Consider the following 22,481-nt stretch of genomic DNA (forward strand, 5'->3'; position numbering starts at 1 on the left):
AAGTGACCCGCCGTAAGAGCGGAAGCATAAGCCGCCGTTACCGCAGCAACGGATATGTATTCAACAACCCACCCCCACACATAGCGTTCGGCCTGTGTTCAACACATCTTCATGGCCCGCGCCAAGCGCAACGTACCCTGGCGGATCTCATCCCGATTGAGCGAAGCAAACCCCAGGCGCAACGCGTTCTCCGCCAAGCCCTCAGGCGAAAACTGACGCGCACTGCGCACCACAACTCCCTGGCCCAGGGCATCCTCCACTAACCGGTCAACATTCGTCTCATCCTGGAAACGCACCCACAGCGCCAGCCCGCCCTCGGGCGTACGCACCTGCATACGCTCGCCGAACGCCTCGTGCAGACAGCTCTGCAACACTTCGCGCCGCGCGGCGTATTCTTTCGAAACACGGCGCAAGTGCTTCTTCAATTCACCCTCATTGATCAGGTCCGCCAACATTTTCTGCGCGACGGCATCGGTGTCGCCCACTACCAATGCGGCGCTTTTTTGCAGCACTTCAGTCACATGGGCAGGCGCCACCACATAGCTGCAACGAAACGTCGATCCCAATGCCTTTGAAAGCGAGCCGATGTAGATCACATGGCGTTGCGCGCTGTCACTGGCCAGCGGCAAATAGGGCCGCCCGTTAAAGTGATACTCGTGGTCGTAGTCTTCTTCGATCACGCAAAAATCATGCAGCGCCGCTAAGGCCAGCAGCTGTTGCCGACGTGCCGCATGCAGGCTTACGGTGGTGGGGAATTGATGGTGCGGGGTGAGATAGATCATGCGCACTTTATGCGTTTGGCAGAGCTGCTCGATATGGTCGGTGCGGCAGCCCTCATCGTCCATGTCGACCGTGATCAAACGCGCACCGAGTTTGCGGAAAATCTCCCACGCCGGCGGGTAACTCAGGCGCTCCACCAACACCACGTCACCGGGCTGGATCAGCAGGCTGGCCGTGAGGTACAGCGACACCTGGGTGCCTGGCGTCAGGCAGATATTCTCGGCGCTGATCATCAGCCCGCGATTGTTGCGCAGCATGTCGGCCAGCGCGCAGCGCAGGTAATAGCCGGTGCCTTCGCTGCCGTAGCGCACTGTGTTGGTGGTAAAGCTGCTGCGCAAGGCGTTGCGGTAGTAACGATGCAGCACGGCTTGCGGCAGCAAGCGGTGATCGCACGCGCCGTTATCGAAAAATAACGCGTCATGCCGGTGCTCCAGGGCAATCACCTGGGCGTTCTGGGCGAAGTAGGGCACGACCGCCTGTGGCACCAGCGCTGGGGCGAAAGACGGTTGCGAGCGACTGGGCACGGGCTTGGGCGCCAGTTGCGCATTGACGAAGGTGCCACGGCGCGGCTCGCTGATCAGCCAGCCTTTGGTCATGGCCTCTTCGTAGGCCAGGATCACGGTCTTGCGGTTGACGTCGAGCAGGTGCGCCATCTCCCGAGTGCCCGGCAGCAGCGTGCCGGGCGGCAGCCGCCCTTCGAGGATGGCCGCGACGAGGCCTTCGGCAATCTTGCGATAGGAGGCTTGGCTTGAACCGTCATCAAGCTTGAGCAAGGGGCGCCACTTACGCATCTGGACCATCTGAAGTATCCAAAACTGGAGGTTTTAATGGGCCTAGTCTAGCGCAACAATCAGGCCTCACTTACTCCGAGGTCTTTATGAACACACGCCATGTAATCGAACTCTCTCCCTCGGGTAAAACCTTTGAAGCCGGTGACGAGCTGTTGCTGGACGCGATGCTCGCCAGCGGTTTGTCAGTGCCGTTCTCGTGCCGACGCGGTGCCTGTGGGTCGTGCAAGGTGGTGGTCACCCAAGGTGAATACCGCGCCAAGCAACTGGCCCCCGGCGCACCCGCGCCCAGCTACCCGCTGGCGGCCAATGAGATGCTGCTGTGCCAAAGCCATGCCTGCGCCGACATGCGCCTGGAAATTCCCGGCTGGTCGCTGGACACGCCCGCGCTGGTCGTCGAGTCGACAGTGCTGAGCAAGCGCGCACTGAGCCCCGACATCATCGAGTTGGTGGTGATGCCGGATATGCCATTGGCCGTGCGGGCAGGCCAGTACCTCAAGGTCCGCCTGGTCGATGGCGATTCGCGGTGCTTCTCGATCGCCAACTTGCCGGCCGACGGCGATGGGCGGCTGGTGTTTCAGATTCGCCAGGTGAGCGGCGGGTTGTTTTCCGAGACCCTGCTGGGCAGCCTTGAGGCCGGCGACCTGTTGCCGCTGGAAGGGCCTTTTGGTGCCTGCACCTGGCAGGACGATGACGCTGCGCCGGTCGTCCTGTTTGCCACCGGCACCGGCTATGCGGGTATCAAGCCGATCTTGCTGACCGCCTTGAAGCGTGATGTAGAGGTGACGTTTTACTGGGGCGGCGCGCAAGCAGCAGATTTTTACGACCGCGCATTCCTGGACCAGGCGGTCATCGACCACCCGCGTTTCCACTGGCACCCAGTATTGGCCTCGCAGGGCAAGGTGCAGGAAGTCGCGCTAGGCCACGGGCACCGTTGGGAAGCCGCTCAGGTGTATGCCTGCGGTAATGGCGGCATGATCAGCCAGACGCGTGCCAAGTGCCTGGAAGCAGGTTTACCGAGCCATCGGTTTATCGCCGAAGCCTTTGTGCCCAGCGGCCAGTCGAGCGCCGACGCGCTGCTCAAGACCCTGGATGACACCTGGGAAAAGGTCGGCCCGAGGTATTCGCTGGACGGCATGCTTGCCGCTCGTGAAAAAACCATCCGCGCCCTGGCAGCGATTGCCAGCCAGCTCAAGGTCGGCATGACCACCGGGGAAGCCCTCGACATGGCCGCCGAGCAGTTGCAGGCCATGGGCGCCTCCCACACCTGGCACCCGACGTACATCCGTTTTGGCGACGACACGGTTCGCCCACCGAGAGAAGGCATTGACCCACTGCGCCCGCTGCGTGCCAGCGATATCGTGGTGGTCGACCTCGGCCCGGTGTGGGACGGCTACGAGGGCGACTATGGTGACACCTTCGTCTTCGGCGAGTCAGCGCTGCATCGCGATTGTTTCAAGGCCGTGCATGAAGTGTTCGATGAAACCCGCGAGGCCTGGAAGCGTGGCATGACCGGCTGTGAACTCTATGACTTTGCCGAAGAACGGGCCGTTTCCAAGGGCTGGCGGCTGTCGCGCAACCTGGCCGGCCACCGTATTGCGGATTTCCCCCACGCATTGTTCGGCACCACGGAATTGGCCGAGCTTGAGATCACACCGAGTGAAATGGTGTGGGTGCTGGAGATCCAGCTCTGCCACCCCACCGAGCCGGTTGGCGGGTTCTTTGAAGATATCCTGATGCTTGAAGCTTGAAGGGCTGAGGCACTCTAGGTGTTAGGTAGGAGGTTTCCCGAGTTTCCCTGAACTATATGGGCGCAGTCGGCTCATACAGACATTGCCAATCACGGCAATTATTTCTGTGCGATAGGGATATCACCTGTGAAATATGCAATCTGCGCCACCTTGCTGCTGTCACTGAGCGGCTGCCTGACCATGTCGGGTGAATACACCGTGACGGCTCAGGACGCCTCCGGCGCCCCGTTAACCAGGCTCGGCACCTTCACCGCCGAGGGCCATAACATTTACCCCATACGCAATGCGTTCTGCCTCAATGCGCCGGGGGCGACGGTCATCATTCGCGATGCCCGGACCGGCGAGGAACTGCGCAGCGAAAGCCCTTATCACTGCCGTTAAGCCTCAAAAAAAGGATTTCCATGAGAGCGTTTCTGATAGCAGGCCTGGCCGTGGCCGTGAGTGGCTGCGGCAATATTTCCAATATCCGTGCTTACAACACGGCCTATGTTGAACCCACATCCGGGGATACCGCACGTTTGCGTGTAATCACCAATGGCATGGCGCGCGGCGTGCCGGGCCGTGATTGCATCGACTGGCGTGTGCCTGGCGCCGGGGTGATGGCCGTGTCCGAATCAGGCTTTGCGGGTCAGAATAATGGCCGCAGCCTGGGCATGCCCGAGAGCAACCGCCGGGTGGAGGCGCAAGGCTCGGCGCGTAGCGAACTGAAGGTGCCGGCGAACAAGCCTTTTGCCATGAACTTCCAGAGTGAGGGCTATGTTTCTGGCGGCAATTCCTACAGCTGCAGGCAGAGCTTTCACTTCACCCCTAAGGCCGGGCAAGATTACGAACTGATCCTGCTGGACGGTGGCCAGTGCCTGATTGCATTGCAGCGCCTGAACCCGACGGGGAAACCGCAGAACGTGCCGGTAGAGAAGGCCAAGCTGTGCAATGCGATGGATATGTTTTAGGCCGCAAGCCAGACCTGTTTAACCACAACGCCGATCAATGTTGATCGGCGTTGTGGTTTTTACCTGCGCTTATCAGAGCTTCGGCAGTTGCCCCACACGGCCGATCATTTCCGTGACGATCTGCAGGTCCAACAGGAACTGCTCGACGGTCTTGAACTCACCGTCGGTGTGCCCGGTGTACTTCACGTCCGGCTTTGCCAGGCCGAATTGCACGCCATTGGGCAGCTCATGCACGGAGGTCGCGCCGGCTGAGGTGCCGAACTTGTGCTCCATGCCGAGGTTTTCGCTGGCCACGGCCAACAGCGCTTTGACCCACTCACCTTCAGGGTTGCGATACATCGGTTCTGCCACCGAGTAAGTGACGTCCATGGCCACTTTGGTGTGTTTGTCCCAGGCGCTGATTTTCTCTTCGATCTCGGCCTTGAGTTTTTCCGGCGACTTGCCCTTGGGAATGCGCAAGTTCACCGCCAGTTTGAAGGCTTTGGCGTCTTGGCCAACAAAGGTCAGCGAAGTGGTCAGCGGCCCCATGAATGCATCGGAGAAGCCCACGCCCAACTTGCCGCCCAGGTAATCCAGGCCCCAGTTGTCGGCGGCATATTTTGCGGCGTCGGTGATGTGGTTGTGCTTAAGGGCGATCTTGCCGTCGACGCTGTGGATCAGCTCCAGCATGCGTGCGACCGGGTTCACGCCGGTTTCCGGCTCGGACGAGTGCGCGGACACACCAGTGACCGTCAGCTTGACCTCTTTGCCCACCACCTTGGCCGCCACGGTGAAGTCAGCGCCGTTATTTTTGGCGTATTCGTCGCCGGCTTTTTGCAGGTTGGTCGCCAGCTCCGCAGGCTTGTCGCTGAGCAGAGTGGCCACCGACACCGAAGGAATCTGATTGGTGGCCGCGCCGCCGGTCATGGCGATGATTTCTGCGCCTTTGCCGTCACCTTTGCGCACCGGGAAGCTTGCCATGACGGTGCCGTAGCCTTTTTCGGCAATCACCACCGGGTAGCCGCCATCCAGCGCCAGGTTGTATTGCGGCGTCGGGTTATGCTCGAAGTAGTAAGGAATGGCGTCTCCGGACGTTTCCTCGGTGGTGTCCACCAGCAGCTTGAAGTTGCGCGCCAGTGGCAGCTTTTCTTCCTTGATGACCTTCATCGCATACATCGTCACCACGATGCCGTTCTTGTCATCCTCGGTGCCACGGCCGTACATGCGGTCGCCGATCAGGGTGACTTTGAACGGGTCAAGCCTGGTGCCGTCCTTGAGCACCCAGTTTTCCGGGGTCACTGGCACCACGTCGGCGTGGGCGTGAATGCCGACCACTTCATCGCCGCTGCCTTCCAGGGAGATTTCATAGACGCGGTTGTCGACGTTACGGAAGTTCAGGTTGAAGGCTTTGGCCAGGCCCTGGATCTTGTCGGCGATCTTGAGGAATTCCGGGTTCTTGTACTGCGGCAGGCCGTCGATGTTGAAGGTTGGGATCTCGACCAGCTCGCGCAGGGTTTCCAGCGCGGCCTTGCCGTACTTCACGCGGGTATAAATCCCCAGCAGGCGATTGATTTCGTTCTGCTGGTCGGCGCTCAGGGGTTTGTTGGCGAGGAAGGCTTCGATGGCCGGGCCGACGTCGTCGGTTTTTGCCAGGTCGCCCTTGGCCAGGCTGCCGAGGAAACCACGGAAATCGGTGGTTGGGGTTTCACCAAAGTGCTTGATGATGGCTGTGCTTTGTTCGACGCTGATATTGGCGGACGCAGGCGTGGCGACGGCCGCAAAGCTGGCGGCGAACAGGGTGGCAGCCACCAGTTTCTTGAGTGGAAAGTGCATGGTTAGAGGCATTCCTTTGCAGGCGGTGAGTAAGAGGTTTCTGATCGATCTGTCAGAAACATTTCCACACACTACCATCACCAAGGCCGGGATAGGGAGCCTTGTGGGAGCTGGCTTGCCTGCGATAGCGGTGGATCAGCAATGAAGTTGTCGACTGACAGTCCGCCATCGCAGGCAAGCCAGCTCCCACACAAGCCGGTTCCCACAGGGGAATAGGGTGAAGTTTGAAATGAGTGCTCAAGGCTTACCCGGATGCGGCTCCGGATACGGTGCAATCACGTCCAATGCCTTGGCATACGGCCCCTCCCACAACTGCTCGTGCAACTGCCCGATGCGCTTGGCCATCGCCGCGTCGTGCATCACCACTTCCAGGTTGCGCGAGTTATCCAGATACCCGCCCAACCAGTTGCTGGTGCCAACCCAGGCCACTTGCCCGTCGATCTCCATGGTCTTGCTGTGGATCACCCGCGCATACGGAATAAACCCTTGTTTGGCCTCGGGCAGGGTGACGATCTTGACCTCCACGTTGGGCAGCACGGCCAGGCTTTTGAGGTAGGGCAGTTCCAGTTTGTCGGTGTTCCAGTTGGACACCATCAGCTTGACCGATACCCCACGCGCAGCCGCGGCGCGCACGGCGTTGTCGATCACCGCGTAGTAGGGGCGGGTTCGGTCCGGTCCGTAGGAAAGTGGCGCGTAGTCGAGCAATTGCACGCGCACTTCTTTCTTGGCTTCGCTTAGCAGGCGCGGCAGTTCCAGTTGTGAGTCGCCCACGCCGGGCGGGTTGTAGCGTTGCGGGCTGGCCACCAGGTAGTTGCCGGTGCGCGCAGGCTCCTGGGCCGCAGCGGGCAGTGGCACCGGTTGCTTATCCGCCAAGGCGGCCTGGGCTTGCCAGTCCTGGTTGAAGATCGCCTGCACCTGGCTGACCACGCTGGCATCGCTGATGCGCAAGCCGGTTTCATGGATATGCTCCAGCGAGCGCCAATCGAAATTCTGGCTGCCGACAAACGCCTGCTTGCCGTCCACCACCATGTACTTGGCGTGGATGATCCCACCGCTCAACTGCCCATAGGCCAGCACGCGAAACGTCAGGTTAGGAATTGCGCGCAGGCGTTCCAGGGTAGACGCCTCCGACAGCCGAATGCCTTTTTCCTCCAGCAGAAAGCGAATCTTCACACCCCGTTTGCCGGCAGCTTCCAGATGCTCGATTACCTTGTCCATCACCGAACCGGGATGGTCGGCCGCGTAGAACTGGCCGATATCAATGCTGCTTTTTGCGCCGTCAAACAGCTCGATCCACACCGGCCCTGGCTGGCGCAAGTCGGCAGTCCCCAGCGCAGTGTCCACCGGCACGGTGTGTACCAGTTCAAACCCTGGAATTGAAAAGTCCGCCTGGGCAAGCGGACTCAACAGAAGGCCGGTCAGGCCTGCGATACGCAACTTTATCGAGAGGGACATAGGCGTCTCATCGGGGCAAAAAGAAAGGCGGGCGCATCATGCGCCCGCCCTGAAGGTCATGCCGTGCGGGTGTGCAACGGCGTTGGCACCAGATGCGGTACTTCACCCTGTACACGGGCGCCGGTGGCCGCGCGGATCAGCAGGATTTTCAGCTGGTCGTTGATGCGCTCCAGGCTGTCCTGGAAGAAGTTGTGGAACACCACGCAGAACAGCGCAATGGCGATACCCAAGCCGGTGGCGAACAAGGCCGTACCGATGCCACCGGAAATCTGGCCTGGGTCGGACACGCCGGCACTGGCCAGCGCCTTGAAGGTGTCGATGATGCCGAGGATGGTGCCCAGCAGGCCCAGCAATGGCGCGGCGGTGGTGATGGTCTCGATGATCCACAGGCTGCGCGACAGCGGCGCACGGGTCTTGAGGTACTGGGTTTCGATTTCGTCGTCCAAGTCCTTGCGCGAGCCGTTGGAGGCCTTTTGCGCGAGGATCGGCAGCACCATGTTCAGCGGCAGGCTGTCGCGGCGGGTGAGGCTTTCTGGCAAGTCGCGCTCGCTGTGCACGTTGGCGCCCAGCACGTCGGTCAGGGCGCGGGCCTGGCGGCGCACGTAAGCGAAGTAGATGCCCCGTTCGATGGTGATGAAGATCGCGATCGCCATCGCGGCGTACATCACATAGAAGGTGATTTGGTGCAGCAGGTCCATGTCCATGAGTGTGTTCCTCTCAGGTGATTAATCAGAAATTCGCTTCCAGGGAAACCGTGACGGTACGGTCCAGGCCGACGATGTAAGCCGGGTCGCCATCGCGGAAACCGCTGTAGCTCGCTGCGTTGGTCTTGGTGGTGTACACGCCGTCCAGGTACTTCTTGTCAAACAGGTTGTCGACGTTCAGGCGCAGGGTGGCGTCCTTGACCACTTTCTTGTCCACGGGCAGGTAGATACCGGCGCCGAGGTTGAAAACGGTGCGCGCCGAAATGGCTTCGTCGTTGGTCAGGTCACCGTAGAGCTTGCTGGTGAATTTGCCGCCGAAGGTGCCGTAGAAGCGCCCGTCGTCGTAGCCGATGTTGGCCGCCAGCATGTTGGTCGGCACGTTGGCGAACTGCTTGCCGCTGGTGGGCAATACGATCGGTTTGCCGGCGCTGAAGACGGTCAGGTCATCCTGCTGCTTGGAGCTGGTATAGGTGTAGGAGGTGTAGTAGTTGAAGTTGTGCGGCAGCTTGCCGCTCCACTCCAGTTCCAGGCCTTTGTTGATCACGGTGCCGGCGTTGATGTCGGCCGAATCGCCGTTGCTGTCCAGGGACGTGAGCTGGCGGTTCTTGAACTGCATGTAGAACAGGGTGGCGGCGAGGGTCATGTCTTCGCCGGTGTAGCGCCAGCCCAGTTCCTGGTTCCAGCTCAGTTCCGGCTTGGAGTCCAGGGAGCCCACGCCTTTGTCGTACAGCACGTAGTTCTGCGGGATACGCATGTTGCGCGAAAGGCTGTAGAACAACTGGTCACGCTCGTCGAGCTGGTATTTCAGGCCAGCGTTGGGCAGCAACTTGTTGTAGGTCTGGTTGGCCTTGCCCGGTTGTTCGGTGAGGCTGCCGTGGTTGGTGCCCTTACGCTCGACATTCATGTAGGCAAGGCCCGCGATCAGGGTCCAGTCCGAGTTGATGTACCAGGTGTCCTGAGCCCAGACTTTTTGCGCTGGCGTCACGGTGTAGCGGTCGCGGCCTTGTACGGTGTTGCCATTGGCGTCGACCACGGAGCTGGCGTCCGGCCAAGTGTCGCTGGGCTTGCCGCTGTTCTTGAGGGCAATGAACGGTTGGGTCTGGCTTTGGCGGGCGCGTTCGTACCAGTAGCCGAATTGCAGGCTGTGGTCGCCCAGGTCCCAGTTCAGTTTGGTGGTGATGCCCGGGCGCCAGGTCTGGGTGCGCGAAGGGCGATAGTAGACACCCGTCGTCGCCGAGCCGTCGGCGTTATATTGGGCCTGCGTCGGCAGGTTGCCGAGGTCGAATACGCCGCCTTTGTTGGAACCGCTGTTGAGCGCATAGGCGGAGGAGCCCACGCCGCTGCCGTTGCCGTAGTAGTAATACGGGATCACCGAGAGCGACAGGTTGTCGCTCAGCTTGTACTGGGTGTTGAGCACGGCGGTGAAGGTCTGGAACGGGTTCTGTGCCAGGTCGTAATAGCTGCTGATCTTGCCGTTGGAGCCCAGCGCCGGCTTGGCCGGGTACGGGTCATACTGGCGGCCGAACTGCTGGAACTGCGCCTTGGTCAATTGGCTGTAACTGTTGTTGTCCTGCTCGTGGTACTTGAGGATCAGGTTGGCGGTGTTGCCGTTGCCGGCGTCGAAAAAGCTGTTCCACTCCACCTTGTCCGCACGCACCGCGCCCGAGCCGCGCCACATCTGGCCTTCGGTGTGGGACGCCGACAGCCAGTTGGAGAGGCCGTTGACTTCGCCGGTGTTGAGGCGCGCAAAGGTCTTGCGGGTGGCGTTGCTGCCCACCACTTGTTTAACGAACGCACCGGTTTCCTTGGTCGGGCGAATCGTCACGATGCCGATGTTGCCGCCACTGGAGCCGATGTGCGGGCCGTCGGCTTCCGACGAGCCCTGGGTGACGAAGATCTGGTCGATGTTTTCCGGATCGCCGAGCAGGTTGGAGTACAGCGCGTAGTTGCCGGAGTCATTGATCGGCATGCCATCGACCGACATACCGACCTGGTCGGAGTTCATGCCGCGCATGGTGAAGCGAAAGCCCGACAGACCGGTGTTGTCCTCACTCGAGATGTTCAAACCCGGCGTGTACTTGAGCTTGTCGATGGCGTTGCCGGTGGCGGTTTGCTTGTCCAGCGCTTCCTTGGTGATGGTCGAGCGGCCCTTGGCGCTCTCTTCCTGGACCATGTAACCGCCCCCCGCGGTCGCCTTGCCTCCCTGAACTCCGATCGTGCCGACGTCACTGTCGCTGGTAGCTGCCATGACCACTGCGTGGGTCATGCTCGTCGCGGCAACAAGTGCCAGATGAATACGTGTGAACCTCATCACTGTCGTCCTGGTGTCGGTGCTTATTGCACGCTGTAGTTGAAGGTGGCGGTGAAGCGTTGCTCGTTACGTCCACCGAAGGCTTGTTCGGGGAACGGCTTGACCTGCTTGATGCGGCGCAGGCTATTGGTAGCGGCCCGATTGAGCAGCATGCTCGGTGCCGGGGTCTGGATCCCGGCATCAAGGACGCGGCCTTGTCGATCCACCATCAACCACACCACCACCTCGCCACTGGGGCGCTCGAGGGACGCCTGGCGCCCGGTGGGGTATTGCTTGTAAGTGTCCAGCTCGTTGCGCAGTCCTTTGAGGTAACCGCCTTCCAGTGCCTGGCCATCCACTTTGGGCGGTGCCGGTGGCGCGGGCGGCGCAGGTGTCGGCGTAACGACGGCCTGTACCGGCTTGGCCGCCACTGGTGCGACTGGCGCTGGCGTGGGAGTCGGTTTGGCGGCCACCACGGGCTTGGGTTTGGGCACCGGCTTGGGCTTGGGTTCAGGTTTTGGCAAGGGTTTGGGCGGTGGTGGCGGCGGGGCCGGTTCGGCCTCTTCGTCCTCGATCACCGGCGGTGGCGGCTCTTGCTCGACCACAGGCTCGGGAACCACTTCAGGCTCGGGTTCGACCAGGGCCAGCTCGACCGCCGACTCGTCGTACTGCGGCTGGATTTTCAACGGTTGGGACTGGATACCCAGTGCAATCAGCACCAGGGCGATCAGGGCCGGGACACTGCCCAGCAGCTGACGCGCACGAAACAATACATACATGATCAAGACTTACGCGTGGCAATGGACACGGAGGTAAAGCCACCCAGGCGCAGGGTGTCCATGACTTCCACCAGGCGCGAAACCTCTACGCCTTTGTCGCTGTTGACGATGATGGTCGACTTGGTATCAGGCTTTTCTGCAGCCTTCAGTGCCGGCACCAACGCATCGACCGTGATGGCCTTGCCGTCGAGTTGCAACTGGCTTTCCAGGCCCAAGGTAAGGATGAATTTATTCTGCGGCTTGAGTTGCTGCGAGCTGCTGGCGCTGGGCAGTTGGGTCTTCATGCCGAGTGCGGGGATCACGTTCAAACTCACCAGTACGAAAAACACCAGGAGGAACATCATCACGTCGATCATGGGGATCAACTCGATATGTGCCTTGCGTTTCTTGGGTTCATCCCAGGTTCTCATTCTGTTACCCCGTCGTTGAATTAGGGGCGACACGCTAACAACCAAAAATGACCGAATGGTTAACTTTAATTGACGTTTTAAAGGCTCTAGGACGCGTCTTTCAGAGATTTTACCTTGCGGTTTCATGACGTAATGCAATTGACACGAAGGCAGTACATTCTGGGGGAATTTACTTGAAGAGCTGCCGCGTATGCCCACTGCACTGCCTCAATTGTCGACCCCGCGACTACTATTGCGGGCGCTGGAAATGGACCAGGCCGAGGTGCTCTTCATGCTCGCCAACGGGCCGAAAATCGCTGACAACACGGCCAACATTCCGTCGCCCTATACCTTGGAAACTGCACAGAGTTTTATTGCCGGGGCCGCAGACAAATATCGGGCGGGCGAGTTGTTGAACCTGGGCATGCATGTGCGTGAAACCGGTGAGTTGGTTGGCATGGTCAGCCTGCGCCTTAACGCTCGTCATCACGCAGGGCATTTGGGCGGCTGGGTCGCGGCGCATGCGCGTAACCTGGGGTATGCCGCTGAGGCGGCGAGCGCGATGATGAGTTTTGGCTTCACCGAGCTTGGGCTGCAGCGTGTCGGCAGCCAATGCTTTGGCCGCAACAAGGAATCGGCGCGAGTGATGCAGAAAATCGGCCTGCGCTACGAGGGTTGCCTGCGTCAGGCGTTTCTCAAAAATGGCGTGTACGAAGACCTGCTGGGCTTTGCCACCGTGCGTGAGGACTGGGAGCGCGCGTTGTGAATGACGCAGTGGACCACGGCAGGCGGCGAGTCCTTACCGGGCTGGCGGTCGCTACCGCGTTTTCAATCCTCAGCCCGTTTGCGCGCAGTGCCGGGGTGGATTACCCGTTCACCCTTGGCGTGGCTTCGGGCGACCCGCTGCCGGATGGTTTCGTGATATGGACGCGCCTGGCGCCGTTGTTCAACGCAGCGGATGGGCAGGGCGGCTTGAGCCGCGCGGTGCCAGTGCGATGGTGGGTGGCCAGTGATGCGGCGATGACGCGTATCGTGAAGCAGGGTGAGGTCTTGGCGACTGAGCGGTTCGCCCATTCGGTGCATGTTGAAGTGGCCGGGCTTGCGGCGGGCCGGCCGTATTGGTACCAGTTCGAAGGCCTCGGCGCGCAGAGCCCGGTGGGCCAGGCACGTACCACGCCACCTTTGCAGGCGATGGCCTCGGCTCGGCTGGGGTTTGTTTCCTGCTCGCATTGGGAGCGCGGTTACTTCAGCGCCTATCGCCATTTAGCCGCAGAGCAACCTGACCTGGTGTTTTTTCTCGGGGACTACATTTACGACAGCTCTTACGCCGTCGACTCGGGGAAAGTCTTTCGGGCCCACGGCAGCGGCAACGCGGTGAGCTTGAGCGACTACCGCAACCGCTACGCGCTGTACAAAACCGATCCGGACCTGCAAGCCCTGCACGCGGCTGCCCCCAGCGTGGCAACCTGGGATGACCATGAAGTGCAGAATGACTACGCCAACCGCTGGTCCCAGGACCCGAAGATTCCCGTGGCGCAATTTCTCCAGCAGCGGGCGGCGGCGTACCAGGCGTTTTACGAGCACATGCCGCTGCGCGCCAGCAGTGTGCCGAAGGGGCCGGACATGCGCATTTACCGGCGCCTGGATTACGGTCGGCTGGCGCGCTTCCATGTGTTGGATGGGCGCCAGTATCGCTCCGAGCAACCCTGCATCCAGGCCAACGGCAGCCATCAGGGGCATATCGCCGCCAACACTTGCAGCGACCTGCGTGATCTCGGCCGCACCATGCTGGGTTGGCAACAGGAAGCCTGGCTGGACCAGGGCTTTGCCCAGTCGCAGGCACAGTGGAATGTGATCGCCCAGGACTTGCTGGTGGCGCCCTTGCTCCAGCGCGACCTGAGCAACCACAAGGTGGGCCATTGGACCGATGGTTGGGACGGCTACGTGGCCAATCGTTCGCGCATGCTGGCGTCCATCGGGCGTCACAAGGTCAGCAACCCGGTGTTCTGGGGCGGTGATATCCATTCGTTCTGGACCACTGACCTGCACGCCGACGCCAACAACCCGGACTCGCCAGTGATCGCCACTGAGTTTGTCGGCAGCTCGGTGACCTCCGATGGCCCGCCCTTTGAAGCGTTCAGCAAGATCCTGCCGCTTAATCCGCATGTGAAGTTTTTCGACAGCCGCCAGCGAGGGTATGTGTCGGTAGAGCTTACGGCTCAGAAGATGCTGACGAACTTTCGGGTGATAACTGACCCGCGCGATCCCAACGCCACGGTGTCGACCCTCAAGTCGTTTGTGGTGGAGCCGGGGCGGGCGGGGGCGATTGCGGTTTAGCGCACTTGTAGGGTGTAAATACTCAACGTGGCGAGCGCGGGGGGATTTGTGGCGAGCAGGCTGTTGTGGCGAGCGGGCTTGCCCCGCGTTGGGCTGCGAAGCGGCCCCAAAACCAGGCGCTTATGTTTGCCTGAAAAAACGCGGTGACTGTATTAGGGCCGCTTCGCGCCCCAACGCGGGGCAAGCCCGCTCGCCACAACAGCCTGCTCATCACAACAGCCCGGTGACCACAAAAGCCGCGTGGTCTGTCAGTTGATTTCGTAACGCACCGACAGCGCGCCTTTTTTCTCCGACAAGGCCAGGATGGTCACTTGGCCGAGCTCGTTCAGGGCTTGCACATGGGTGCCGCCGCAGGCGTAGGCGGGCAGTTCGCCGAAACCCACTTCGCGGGCGCCGTCTTCCAGGGTCATATGGCGCGGGTAGTCGGCGGCGATCCATTGGTTGACCTGTTGCTGGATCGCCTCGGCGTCGATGGCCTGGGCCATTTCGCCACGGATAAAGGTGATTTTGCACTCGCCCGGCCAATGGTGGGCTTTGATCGGCATCCAACCGAAGCTTTCTCCCGCATTGCCGATCAGGTGCCCGGCCGAATGCAGGCGCGTGTACAGGGCACGGCGTTGTGCGTCGACCCGTGCGCTGATCGGGCCGGGCTGCACAGGCTGGTCCACGTAATGCACCACACGGTCAGCCTCCTGAGTCACGCGCAGCACCTGGCTGTCGCCCAGCCAACCGGTATCAAAGGGTTGCCCGCCGCCTTGGGGATGAAAAATCGTCGACTGCAGGGTGACCGCGAACAGGCCTTCGTGGGGTGTGCAGCTCAGCACTTCAAGCTCGGCGGTCAGGTGGTCGTGGGTGAAAAACAGGCGCTCGGTCATCATTTACATCCGCATCAGGGTTCTACGGGCAGTATAAATAGTGCGTGGATGGGTGATAATCCGTTCAATTATCAATGGACCTGTGCGTCATGAGCATCAATCTTCCTTTGCCACTGCTGGGTGAAATGGCGATTTTCGTCAAAGTCGTGGAGACCGGCAGTTTCTCCGAAGCGGCGCGACAACTGAGCGTTTCGCCCTCGGCCGTGAGCCGCAGTATCTCGCGTCTCGAACAGGCGCTGGCGACACGCTTGCTGCAACGCACCACGCGTAAATTGCGCTTGAGCGAAGGCGGCGAAGAGGTGTTCAAGCGTTGCCAGGAGATGGTCAACGCGGCGCGCTCGGTGATGGAGATCAGTGGCCAGTTCACCCATGAAGCCGAAGGCCTGGTGCGGGTCAGCGTGCCCAAGGCGGTGGGCCGGTTTGTGGTGCACCCGCATATGTCGGAGTTCTTGCGGCGCTATCCCAAGGTGGATGTGCAATTGATCCTGGAAGACCGGCATGTGGACCTGATCGACGACAATGTGGACCTCAGCATCCGCATCACCGACAGCCCGCCGCCGGGCTTGGTCGGCCGCCAACTGTTACCCATCGAGCACCTGTTGTGTGCCACGCCGCAGTACCTGGCCGCGCAGGGTACGCCTGAACATCCCCATGATTTGCTGGAACACAGCTGCATTTACCTGGGCGAAACGCCGGGGGATTCACGCTGGAAGTTTCGTCAGGGTGCCAAGGCGGTGACCGTGGGCGTGCGCGGGCGCTACGCCGCGAACCACACCGGCGTGCGCCTGGATGCGGTGTTGCAGCATGTGGGGATTGGTAGCTTGCCGTACTTCACGGCGCGCCACGCCTTGGCGGCGGGGAGCCTGGTGCAGGTATTGCCCGAGTGGGATTTTATTGCGTCCTACCATGGTGAGGCGTGGTTGCTGCATTCGCCCACGCGGTATCTGCCACCGAAGTTGCGGGTGTTTATTGATTATCTGGTGGAGTGCATGGCGAAGGAGCCGACACTGCGCCGCCGCTGATTGTGGGCGCTGGCGTGTGTGAGAGCTGGCTTATGTGGGAGCTGGCTTGCCTGCGATTGTATCACCTCGGTTTAACTGACAAACCGAGTCGCCTGCATCGCAGGCAAGCCAGCTCCCACAGAAAAGCAATTTACTGCATACGGTCTTAGCTGGACTCAGTGCTTGCTCTGATCCTGCGGCATGGCCAGCAGCTGTTTTTCCTGGTTCCAGTCGAACGGTTCATCGTTCTGTTCGGCTTCAAAACGACGTTCTTCCAGGGCCTGGTACAGGTCCAGTTCTTCATCGGGCATGAAGTGCAGGCAATCACCGCCGAAGAACCACAGCAGGTCGCGTGGCACAAGGTGGGCGATTTGCGGGTAACGCAGGATGACCTGGCTCATCAGGTCCTGGCCCAGGTACTGGCTCTCGATCGGGTCGATCGGCAGCAGGGCGCGCAATTCGTCGAAGCGCTCCAGGAACAGGGTGTGGCTTTCCTCGGGCACCTGTTCGGCTTCGCCGACGGCAACCAGGATGCTGCGCAAGTGGTCGAGCAAGACGAGATGATCGGCAACGACGTTGGACACGAGATAAGTCCTCTAAAGCAAAAACGGGCGCGAGAGTATATGCCTCTCGCGCCCGTATTTATATGACCTTAGCTTTATAGGGTGTGAGCGGTCAGCGCACTTTACCCTCAGCCTGGGTCAGCTCTTCCTTGCTGAAATCATCCACATCGATCACCTTGCGGCGCGCGGCTTCGGCGTCGCGCAGGGTTTGCGCTTCGGCCGGTTGCAATACGCCCGCGTGCAGCGCCGCGTCGATGGCATGCTCGCCGGCGGCCGGTTTGACCTGGCCGCTTTTGAGCGCGGTGTGGAGTTTTTTCTGCAAGGGGTGGCTGGCACCCAGCAGGTCGTAGGCATGTTGCAGGGCACCCACCGGGTCTTCTGCCGATTGCGGGCGATAGCAACCCGCCAGCAACTCTTCCAGGGTCGGGTCGCCTTTGGCACGGCCAATCACCGCAGCCACTTCGGCGTCCAAAGCATCGGACGGCCCGGTGTGACGACGGCCGAACGGGAACACGATCACCCGCAGCAGGCAACCGAGGACCTTGTTCGGGAAGTTGCTCAGCAGCTCATCCAGGGCACGCTCCGACTCACCGAGGCTTTCTTCCATGGCCCAGGCAAACAGCGGCTCCAGGTGATCCGGCGAATCCAGGTCGTGATAACGCTTGAGCGCGGCCGAGGCCAGGTACATATGGCTCAGCACATCACCCAGGCGTGCCGACAGGCGTTCGCGGCGTTTCAATTCGCCACCCAGCAACATCATGCTCAAGTCGGCGAGCAGGGCGAATGCGGCGGCCTGACGGTTCAGTGCGCGGAAGTAGCCCTGGCTCAAGCGGTTACCCGGTGCCTTCTCGAAGTGGCCGATGCCGAGGTTCAGCACCAACGTGCTGGCGGCGTTACTCACGGCAAATCCGATATGTTGCATCAGCAGGCCGTCAAATTCCTTGAGCGCCTGGTCATGGTCTTCACGACCGGCCAGGGCCATTTCCTTAAGCACGAACGGGTGGCAGCGGATCGCGCCCTGGCCAAAGATCATCAGGTTGCGCGAGAGGATGTTCGCGCCTTCCACTGTGATGAAGATCGGCGCGCCTTGCCAGTTGCGGCCCAGGTAGTTGTTAGGCCCCATGATGATGCCCTTGCCGCCATGCACATCCATGGCGTGGCTGATGCACTCGCGACCGCGCTCGGTGAGGTGGTACTTGAGAATCGCCGACAACACCGAAGGCTTTTCGCCCAGGTCGACCGCGTTGGCGGTGAGCATGCGCGCGCTGTCCATCAGCCAGGCGTTGCCGCCAATGCGCGCCAGGGCTTCCTGGATACCTTCAAAGGCCGACAGCGGCACGTTGAATTGCTCGCGCACTTGAGCGTATTGGCCGGTCACCAAACTGGTGAACTTGGCCGCGCCGGTACCGACCGCAGGCAGGGAGATCGAACGGCCGACCGACAGGCAGTTCATCAGCATCATCCAGCCCTTGCCGAGCATTTCCTGGCCACCGATAAGGAATTCCAGGGGGATGAACACGTCCTTGCCGGAGTTGGGGCCGTTCATAAAGGCGGCGCCCAACGGCAGGTGGCGACGGCCGATTTCCACGCCGGGCGTGTCGGTGGGGATCAGCGCCAGGCTGATGCCCAGGTCTTCTTCCTCACCCAACAAGTGGTCCGGGTCATGGGCCTTGAAAGCCAGGCCGAGGAGGGTCGCGACCGGGCCGAGGGTGATATAGCGTTTTTCCCAGTTCAGGCGCAGGCCGAGGGTTTCCTTGCCTTCCCATTCACCTTTGCAGATCACGCCGGTGTCGGGCATGGCGCCGGCGTCGGAGCCGGCCAGTGGGCCGGTGAGGGCGAAGCAGGGGATATCGTCGCCACGGGCCAGGCGTGGCAGGTAGTGGTTGCGTTGTTCGTCGGTGCCGTAATGCAGCAGCAGCTCGGCCGGGCCGAGGGAGTTAGGCACCATCACGGTGGAGGCGAGGTCGCCGCTGCGGGTGGCGAGTTTCATCGCGACCTGGGAGTGGGCATAGGCGGAGAAACCCTTGCCGCCATATTCCTTGGGAATGATCAGGGCGAAGAAACCGTGGGTCTTGATGTGCTCCCAGGCGGCGGGCGGCAGGTCCATGGCCTGGCCGATTTCCCAGTCGCTGACCATGGCGCAGAGCTCTTCGGTAGGGCCGTCGATAAACGCTTGTTCTTCTTCAGTCAGTTGCGCCTTGGGGTAGGCCAGCAATTTGTCCCAATCGGGGCGACCGCTGAACAGTTCGCCGTCCCACCACACGGTGCCGGCGTCGATGGCGTCGCGCTCGGTCTCGGACATCGGCGGCAGGACTTTCTGGAACCAGCTGAACAGCGGCTTGGTGAAGTATTGGCGGCGCAGGTCGGGCAGCAACAGGGGCACGGCCACGGCGGCGATCAGCACCCAGAGGATGACCAGCAGCCAACCCGGTGCATGGCTCCAGGCGCCCATCGCCAGCAGGTAGACGGCAACCACGCCCAGCGCGGGCAGGGGCGCGGTGCGGCGGTGTGCCAGGTAGGCAATGCCGACCACCAGAACCAGTATCCACAACAACAGCATATTCAATCCTCCGTGAAACCAAGGGCGAAACCACCATGGAGCTTAGTCGGCATCCGAAAAAGCGCGGTGGCGAGGGTGTAACGAGTTGTGCTGGCGCACGCCGACATTTGGCCGAATCGTCGTTATCTCCACGGCAGGCCTGTCGTTAGACTCAAGGCTTCCCTTGGAGATAAAGCTCATGGATACGTACTTGAATCCCAGCCGCTTCATCGATAGTGACCACCCTGCGGTGGTGGAGTTCGCCGAAAAACATCGCGGAACCCGCCCGGATTTAAGTGACCAGGCGGTCAGTCTCTACTACGCCGTGCGTGAGGCGATTCGCTACAACCCGTACACCTTCAGCCGTGATCCAAATACCCTCAGTGCCAGCTTTGCCCTGGCCACCGGCGAGAGCTACTGTGTACCCAAGGCCACCTTATTGGCCGCCTGTGCCCGTCATTGCGGGATCCCGGCGCGCATTGGCCTGGCGGACGTGCGCAATCATTTATCGACACCGCGCCTGCTCGCGCTGCTCAAAAGTGATGTGTTCGCCATGCACGGCTATACCGAGTTGTACCTGCACGGCCGTTGGGTCAAGGCCACGCCGGCGTTCAACAGTCAACTGTGCGAGTTGTTCGACGTGCCACCGCTGGCGTTCGATGGGGTCAACGACAGCGTGTTCCACGCCTTCAACCGCCAGGGCCGGCGCTCGATGGAATATGTGCTGGACCACGGCCAGTTCAGCGACGTGCCCGAAGCGTTTTTTTTCGCGCATATTCAGCAGTGTTACCCGCACCTGTTTGCCGACGACACGCCGATCTCGCTGAAGGACATGCACAGCGATATGCACAGCGATTTAAGCCGCAGGTGAACCGGCGTATGCTGCTGCGTTCATCAAGCCATGTTCATCAACGATAAGGCGCGGTCATGCTGAAAATCTGGGGTCGTAAAAATTCATCAAACGTCAGGAAGGCACTTTGGTGCGCCGAGGAACTCGGCCTGGACTATGAGGCAATTGATGCGGGCGGGGCTTTTGGTGTGGTCGACACGCCGCAATACCGGGCCTTGAACCCCAATGGCCGGGTGCCGATGATCGAAGACGGCGACTTTGTGTTGTGGGAATCCAACACCATCGTGCGTTATCTGTGCGCCAAGAGCGCGTCGGATTTTTACCCGAACGACCTGCAAGCCCGGGCCAGCGCCGAGAAGTGGATGGACTGGACCACGTCGACGCTCGCCGATCCGTTCAAGGCGGTGTTCTGGGGCATCCTGCGTACCCCGGCGGAAAAACAGAACTGGGACAGCATCAATGCCGGGCGCCAAGCCTGTATCGATGCGCTTAACACCGTTGACCAGGCCCTCGCCGAGCAACCCTACCTCAGCGGCCAGCATTTCGGCATGGGCGATATCCCCTTGGGCTGCTTTGCCTACGCCTGGTTCGAGATGCCCATCGAGCGCCCGGCAATGCCCCATCTAGAGGCCTGGTACCAGCGCCTCAAAGATCGCCCGGCCTACCGCAAGGCCGTGATGACCGCGTTGACTTAATACTGACTATTAATACAGGTGACTGTACTTGTGCGGCGCGGGCAAGCACCATGCTTGTCATGCGCCGCCGTTGAACTACATGCGCTGCGCGCTCATCTACTCTTTCTATTCCCTTCTCTGGTGCGTAATCCGATATGAGTTCCGCTCTGTCCATCCGGCAGCTAACCAAAACCTACGGCAACGGTTTCCAGGCCCTGAGTGGTATCGATCTGGACGTTGCCGAAGGTGACTTCTTCGCCTTGCTCGGCCCCAACGGTGCCGGCAAATCCACCACCATCGGCATCCTCTCGACCCTGGTCAACAAAACCAGTGGCTCGGTGAATATCTTTGGCCATGACCTGGACAAATCCCCGGCGGCGCTCAAGCGCTCCATCGGCGTGGTGCCCCAGGAATTCAACTTCAACCAGTTTGAAAAGACCTTCGACATCGTCGTGACCCAGGCCGGCTATTACGGCATCCCGGCGAAAATCGCCAAGGAACGCGCCGAGCAGTACCTGACTCAGTTGGGCCTGTGGGACAAGCGCGACGTGCCTTCGCGTTCGCTGTCCGGCGGTATGAAGCGCCGCCTGATGATCGCTCGCGCGCTGGTGCATGAACCGCGCCTGTTGATCCTCGATGAGCCGACCGCCGGTGTGGATATCGAGCTGCGCCGTTCGATGTGGACCTTCCTCACCGAGCTGAACGAGAAGGGCATCACCATCATCCTCACCACCCATTACCTGGAAGAGGCTGAGCAGCTGTGCCGCAACATCGGCATCATCGACCACGGCACCATTGTCGAGAACACCAGCATGCGCAACCTGCTGGGCCAGTTGCATGTGGAAACCTTCCTGCTGGACCTGAAAAACAACCTGTCGGTGGCGCCGCAACTGCTCGGCTACCCAAGCCGCCTGGTCGATGACCACACCCTGGAAGTGCAGGTGGACAAAGCCATGGGCATCACCGCGTTGTTCACCCAGTTGGCGGCCCAGAGCATCGAAGTGCTGAGCCTGCGTAACAAAACCAATCGCCTTGAGGAGTTGTTCGTGTCCCTGGTGGAGAAAAATCTGGCGAAGGTGGCGGTATGAGTTCCGAACTGCAACCCAACCTCGTCGCACTGCAGACCATCGTTTACCGCGAAGTGAAGCGCTTTACCCGGATCTGGCCGCAGACCCTGCTGCCGCCGGCGATCACCATGGTCTTGTACTTCGTGATCTTCGGTAACCTCATCGGCCGCCAGATCGGCGACATGGGTGGCTTCACCTACATGGAGTACATCGTGCCGGGCCTGATCATGATGTCGGTGATCACCAACTCCTACGGCAACGTGGTCTCGAGCTTTTTCGGCAGCAAGTTCCAGCGCTCGATCGAAGAACTGATGGTCTCGCCGGTGTCGCCGCACACCATCCTGATCGGCTACACCCTGGGTGGCGTGCTGCGCGGCTTGATGGTCGGGGTGATCGTGACCTTGCTGTCGCTGTTCTTCACCCATCTGCAAGTGCATCACCTTGGGGTCACCCTGCTGGTGGTGGTACTGACGGCGACGATCTTCTCGCTGCTGGGGTTCATCAACGCCGTGTTTGCCCGCAACTTCGATGATATTTCGATCATCCCGACGTTCGTGCTGACGCCGCTGACCTACCTGGGCGGGGTGTTCTACTCCATTACCTTGCTGCCGCCGTTCTGGCAGACCGTGTCGCTGGCCAACCCGGTGTTGCATATGGTCAACGCCTTCCGCTACGGCATCCTGGGCGTGTCGGATATCAAGATCAGCGTGGCGATCACCTTTATGCTGGTGGCGACCGTGGTGCTGTATGTCGGCTGTGCGCGGTTGCTGGTGAGTGGGCGCGGGATGCGTACCTAAGCCGTTAGCTGCAATAAAAAACGGCCTCCAAGTGAGGCCGTTTTTTATTGACTGCAGGCAGGGTCAATGTGGGAGCTGGC

General features: G+C 60.8%; 20 protein-coding genes. 10 read left to right on the forward strand and 10 right to left on the reverse strand.

The window, feature by feature from the left end; translation table 11 throughout:
• Positions 1-98 precede the first annotated feature (98 nt).
• On the reverse strand, positions 99-1,580 hold the full coding sequence (locus HU759_RS10315) for a PLP-dependent aminotransferase family protein (RefSeq protein WP_176991165.1): 1,482 nt from the start codon (positions 1,578-1,580) through the stop codon (positions 99-101).
• 77 nt (positions 1,581-1,657) lie between these two features.
• On the opposite strand from HU759_RS10315, the gene HU759_RS10320 reads away from it, so the two are divergent.
• The 3 genes from HU759_RS10320 (at position 1,658) to HU759_RS10330 (ending at position 4,269) form a co-directional block, all read left to right on the forward strand.
• On the forward strand, positions 1,658-3,319 hold the full coding sequence (locus HU759_RS10320; protein WP_169985772.1) for an NAD(P)H dependent flavin oxidoreductase family protein: 1,662 nt from the start codon (positions 1,658-1,660) through the stop codon (positions 3,317-3,319).
• Between the two features lie 126 nt (positions 3,320-3,445).
• Positions 3,446-3,700: a hypothetical protein gene (locus tag HU759_RS10325; RefSeq protein ID WP_017136409.1), complete on the forward strand. Its 255-nt coding sequence runs from the start codon at positions 3,446-3,448 to the stop codon at positions 3,698-3,700.
• Between the two features lie 20 nt (positions 3,701-3,720).
• Positions 3,721-4,269, forward strand: a complete 549-nt coding sequence (locus HU759_RS10330; protein ID WP_099547853.1) for a hypothetical protein — start codon at positions 3,721-3,723, stop codon at positions 4,267-4,269.
• A 72-nt stretch (positions 4,270-4,341) separates the two neighbouring features.
• Here the strand turns inward: HU759_RS10330 and HU759_RS10335 are convergent, their stop codons facing one another.
• From HU759_RS10335 to HU759_RS10360, 6 genes are all read right to left on the reverse strand, one after another.
• Positions 4,342-6,081, reverse strand: a complete 1,740-nt coding sequence (locus tag HU759_RS10335; protein WP_186618378.1) for a dipeptidase — start codon at positions 6,079-6,081, stop codon at positions 4,342-4,344.
• Positions 6,082-6,318: 237 nt separating this feature from the next.
• The gene (locus HU759_RS10340) at positions 6,319-7,536 is read right to left on the reverse strand and encodes a phospholipase D-like domain-containing protein (protein ID WP_186618379.1); all 1,218 of its coding nucleotides are present in this window, start codon (positions 7,534-7,536) and stop codon (positions 6,319-6,321) included.
• A 56-nt stretch (positions 7,537-7,592) separates the two neighbouring features.
• Positions 7,593-8,240: a MotA/TolQ/ExbB proton channel family protein gene (locus HU759_RS10345; protein WP_017136406.1), complete on the reverse strand. Its 648-nt coding sequence runs from the start codon at positions 8,238-8,240 to the stop codon at positions 7,593-7,595.
• Positions 8,241-8,265: 25 nt separating this feature from the next.
• Positions 8,266-10,551 (reverse strand): TonB-dependent receptor, encoded by a 2,286-nt coding sequence (locus HU759_RS10350; protein WP_186618381.1) that lies wholly within the window; start codon positions 10,549-10,551, stop codon positions 8,266-8,268.
• A gap of 23 nt (positions 10,552-10,574) precedes the next feature.
• Complete coding sequence (locus HU759_RS10355; RefSeq protein ID WP_186618383.1) at positions 10,575-11,309, reverse strand: energy transducer TonB; 735 nt, start codon at positions 11,307-11,309, stop codon at positions 10,575-10,577.
• Positions 11,310-11,311: 2 nt separating this feature from the next.
• On the reverse strand, positions 11,312-11,719 hold the full coding sequence (locus HU759_RS10360) for a biopolymer transporter ExbD (protein ID WP_186618385.1): 408 nt from the start codon (positions 11,717-11,719) through the stop codon (positions 11,312-11,314).
• A 190-nt stretch (positions 11,720-11,909) separates the two neighbouring features.
• Between HU759_RS10360 and HU759_RS10365 the strand changes: the two genes are divergently transcribed.
• Both HU759_RS10365 and HU759_RS10370 read left to right on the forward strand, forming a co-directional pair.
• Positions 11,910-12,464, forward strand: a complete 555-nt coding sequence (locus HU759_RS10365) for a GNAT family protein (protein ID WP_170039993.1) — start codon at positions 11,910-11,912, stop codon at positions 12,462-12,464.
• Positions 12,461-14,035 (forward strand): alkaline phosphatase D family protein, encoded by a 1,575-nt coding sequence (locus HU759_RS10370; protein ID WP_170039995.1) that lies wholly within the window; start codon positions 12,461-12,463, stop codon positions 14,033-14,035. Before HU759_RS10365 ends, HU759_RS10370 begins: the two co-directional genes overlap by 4 nt.
• Before the next feature lie 248 nt (positions 14,036-14,283).
• Here the strand turns inward: HU759_RS10370 and HU759_RS10375 are convergent, their stop codons facing one another.
• A complete protein-coding gene (locus HU759_RS10375) occupies positions 14,284-14,910 on the reverse strand; it encodes an alanyl-tRNA editing protein (protein ID WP_138454177.1) in 627 nt (208 codons plus the stop codon).
• A gap of 89 nt (positions 14,911-14,999) precedes the next feature.
• On the opposite strand from HU759_RS10375, the gene HU759_RS10380 reads away from it, so the two are divergent.
• Positions 15,000-15,932, forward strand: coding sequence for a LysR family transcriptional regulator (locus tag HU759_RS10380; RefSeq protein WP_099547859.1), 933 nt, complete (start codon positions 15,000-15,002; stop codon positions 15,930-15,932).
• 155 nt (positions 15,933-16,087) lie between these two features.
• On the opposite strand, the gene HU759_RS10385 is transcribed toward HU759_RS10380, so the two are convergent.
• Positions 16,088-16,495, reverse strand: a complete 408-nt coding sequence (locus HU759_RS10385) for a PA2817 family protein (RefSeq protein ID WP_010567536.1) — start codon at positions 16,493-16,495, stop codon at positions 16,088-16,090.
• A gap of 91 nt (positions 16,496-16,586) precedes the next feature.
• A complete protein-coding gene (locus tag HU759_RS10390) occupies positions 16,587-19,034 on the reverse strand; it encodes an acyl-CoA dehydrogenase (RefSeq protein WP_017136398.1) in 2,448 nt (815 codons plus the stop codon).
• Between the two features lie 178 nt (positions 19,035-19,212).
• On the opposite strand from HU759_RS10390, the gene HU759_RS10395 reads away from it, so the two are divergent.
• The 4 genes from HU759_RS10395 (at position 19,213) to HU759_RS10410 (ending at position 22,401) form a co-directional block, all read left to right on the forward strand.
• Positions 19,213-19,884 carry a transglutaminase family protein gene (locus HU759_RS10395; RefSeq protein ID WP_138453680.1) on the forward strand — a complete coding sequence of 224 codons (672 nt, stop codon included), beginning with the start codon at positions 19,213-19,215 and terminating at the stop codon, positions 19,882-19,884.
• A gap of 56 nt (positions 19,885-19,940) precedes the next feature.
• Complete coding sequence (locus HU759_RS10400; protein WP_099547862.1) at positions 19,941-20,558, forward strand: glutathione S-transferase; 618 nt, start codon at positions 19,941-19,943, stop codon at positions 20,556-20,558.
• A 134-nt stretch (positions 20,559-20,692) separates the two neighbouring features.
• Positions 20,693-21,625 carry an ABC transporter ATP-binding protein gene (locus HU759_RS10405; RefSeq protein WP_017136395.1) on the forward strand — a complete coding sequence of 311 codons (933 nt, stop codon included), beginning with the start codon at positions 20,693-20,695 and terminating at the stop codon, positions 21,623-21,625.
• Complete coding sequence (locus tag HU759_RS10410) at positions 21,622-22,401, forward strand: ABC transporter permease (protein ID WP_017136394.1); 780 nt, start codon at positions 21,622-21,624, stop codon at positions 22,399-22,401. Before HU759_RS10405 ends, HU759_RS10410 begins: the two co-directional genes overlap by 4 nt.
• Positions 22,402-22,481: the final 80 nt, after the last annotated feature.

The organism is Pseudomonas sp. OE 28.3, assembly GCF_014268205.2.
Lineage (GTDB): Bacteria > Pseudomonadota > Gammaproteobacteria > Pseudomonadales > Pseudomonadaceae > Aquipseudomonas > Aquipseudomonas edaphica.

Coding starts and splice junctions, on each gene's coding strand:
- HU759_RS10315 (WP_176991165.1), bottom strand. CDS start 1,580: ATGGTCCAGATGCGTAAGTGGCGCCCCTTGCTCAAGCTTGATGACGGT.
- HU759_RS10320 (WP_169985772.1), top strand. CDS start 1,658: ATGAACACACGCCATGTAATCGAACTCTCTCCCTCGGGTAAAACCTTT.
- HU759_RS10330 (WP_099547853.1), top strand. CDS start 3,721: ATGAGAGCGTTTCTGATAGCAGGCCTGGCCGTGGCCGTGAGTGGCTGC.
- HU759_RS10335 (WP_186618378.1), bottom strand. CDS start 6,081: ATGCACTTTCCACTCAAGAAACTGGTGGCTGCCACCCTGTTCGCCGCC.
- HU759_RS10340 (WP_186618379.1), bottom strand. CDS start 7,536: ATGTCCCTCTCGATAAAGTTGCGTATCGCAGGCCTGACCGGCCTTCTG.
- HU759_RS10345 (WP_017136406.1), bottom strand. CDS start 8,240: ATGGACATGGACCTGCTGCACCAAATCACCTTCTATGTGATGTACGCC.
- HU759_RS10350 (WP_186618381.1), bottom strand. CDS start 10,551: ATGAGGTTCACACGTATTCATCTGGCACTTGTTGCCGCGACGAGCATG.
- HU759_RS10355 (WP_186618383.1), bottom strand. CDS start 11,309: ATGTATGTATTGTTTCGTGCGCGTCAGCTGCTGGGCAGTGTCCCGGCC.
- HU759_RS10360 (WP_186618385.1), bottom strand. CDS start 11,719: ATGAGAACCTGGGATGAACCCAAGAAACGCAAGGCACATATCGAGTTG.
- HU759_RS10365 (WP_170039993.1), top strand. CDS start 11,910: ATGCCCACTGCACTGCCTCAATTGTCGACCCCGCGACTACTATTGCGG.
- HU759_RS10375 (WP_138454177.1), bottom strand. CDS start 14,910: ATGACCGAGCGCCTGTTTTTCACCCACGACCACCTGACCGCCGAGCTT.
- HU759_RS10380 (WP_099547859.1), top strand. CDS start 15,000: ATGAGCATCAATCTTCCTTTGCCACTGCTGGGTGAAATGGCGATTTTC.
- HU759_RS10390 (WP_017136398.1), bottom strand. CDS start 19,034: ATGCTGTTGTTGTGGATACTGGTTCTGGTGGTCGGCATTGCCTACCTG.
- HU759_RS10395 (WP_138453680.1), top strand. CDS start 19,213: ATGGATACGTACTTGAATCCCAGCCGCTTCATCGATAGTGACCACCCT.
- HU759_RS10400 (WP_099547862.1), top strand. CDS start 19,941: ATGCTGAAAATCTGGGGTCGTAAAAATTCATCAAACGTCAGGAAGGCA.
- HU759_RS10405 (WP_017136395.1), top strand. CDS start 20,693: ATGAGTTCCGCTCTGTCCATCCGGCAGCTAACCAAAACCTACGGCAAC.
- HU759_RS10410 (WP_017136394.1), top strand. CDS start 21,622: ATGAGTTCCGAACTGCAACCCAACCTCGTCGCACTGCAGACCATCGTT.